2 protein-coding genes are annotated in these 538 nt (G+C 59.9%); both read right to left on the bottom strand.

Annotation, left to right across the window (positions count from 1 at the left end; all coding sequences use genetic code 11):
* Positions 1-355 (bottom strand): lambda-exonuclease family protein (locus ACZ9XP_RS17800; protein WP_465188949.1); only part of this gene is annotated, 355 nt, incomplete at its 3' end.
* A 69-nt stretch (positions 356-424) separates the two neighbouring features.
* Positions 425-538: a DUF3768 domain-containing protein gene (locus ACZ9XP_RS17805; RefSeq protein WP_465188948.1), complete on the bottom strand. Its 114-nt coding sequence runs from the start codon at positions 536-538 to the stop codon at positions 425-427.

The raw sequence follows: 538 nt of genomic DNA on the forward strand, positions 1-538 counted from the left end.
CGCGCCCGCAACGTACTTCGCGGTCCAAGTTGGCCAGCATGTGCTGGTGCTGCGGGCTTTGCAGTACCGCATTCACCCGCCGTACCTTGCGCCCGGTTTGCTCGGCGTACACGGTGGCGAGTACCGGTTCCAGCATGGTGCCCCAGAACACCGGGGTTTTATCCGATAGGTCTTCGGCCGGTTTGCGACCGGTTTTTTCCAGCCAGAGTGACAGCGCACTCTTATAAGGAGACAGCCCAACGGCAGCTGCCGCATCGGACGAACCAATGCCCAGCTGGCGCAGCTGCAGCCATTGTTCACGCGGCAGATTGAGGGTGGATGCCAGGCGCTTGGCCTGGCCGTAGCGTTCACGCATAGAAACCTCCAAAAGCATAAAGCCCGGGCTGGCAATGCCAGTCCGGGCTATCGGTGTGAGTAAAAGGGTTTAGTACTCTGCGGCCAACATCACCGTCATCACGCGGTGGGTCAGTACAGGGTTGGCCGCATCAACGGAGTGCTGCTGCAGCGTAGGGTCGTAGTAATCGATCTTGCAGAACAC

The sequence above is a fragment of the Vogesella perlucida genome (assembly GCF_979366545.1).